The sequence below is a fragment of the Listeria sp. SHR_NRA_18 genome (genome assembly GCF_003856515.1).
In the GTDB taxonomy this organism is placed as follows: Bacteria; Bacillota; Bacilli; order Lactobacillales; family Listeriaceae; genus Listeria_A; species Listeria_A newyorkensis.
Genome location: NZ_QPKR01000084.1, coordinates 1 through 417, shown reverse-complemented (window position 1 = coordinate 417; position 417 = coordinate 1). Strand labels below are relative to the sequence as shown.

Genomic DNA, 417 nt, shown 5'->3' with positions numbered 1-417 from the left:
GGCAACGTGGGAATTTACATCGCTTTTCTGGTGAGCTCGATAACGCGCAGTTTCGCGATCGCTTTCGCCAGTTCAGCAGATGCCTGAGCATAGTCGACATCGCCATGAGAGCTACGGATGTGCTCTTCAGCTTTACGCTTAGCTTCCAGCGCTCTCGCTTCGTCGAGGTCCGTTCCACGGATGGCAGTGTCCGCCAGCACGGTTACCACGCTCGGCTGTACCTCAAGGATACCGCCGGACAGGTAGATGAACTCTTCTTCACCGTGCTGTTTAACAATACGCACCATGCCAGGCTTGATGGCAGTCAGCAGCGGCGCATGGCCAGGGAAGATCCCCAGTTCGCCTTCGCTGCCTGTCACCTGGATCTTCTGCACCAGGCCGGAAAACATCTGTTTTTCCGCGCTGACGACATCCAGA

General features: G+C 56.4%; 1 protein-coding gene. It reads right to left on the bottom strand.

All coding sequences use genetic code 11. From position 1 onward, the window contains the following. Nucleotides 1-14: 14 nt before the first annotated feature. Nucleotides 15-417 (bottom strand): F0F1 ATP synthase subunit epsilon (locus DUK53_RS17255; RefSeq protein ID WP_124893260.1); only part of this gene is annotated, 403 nt, incomplete at its 5' end.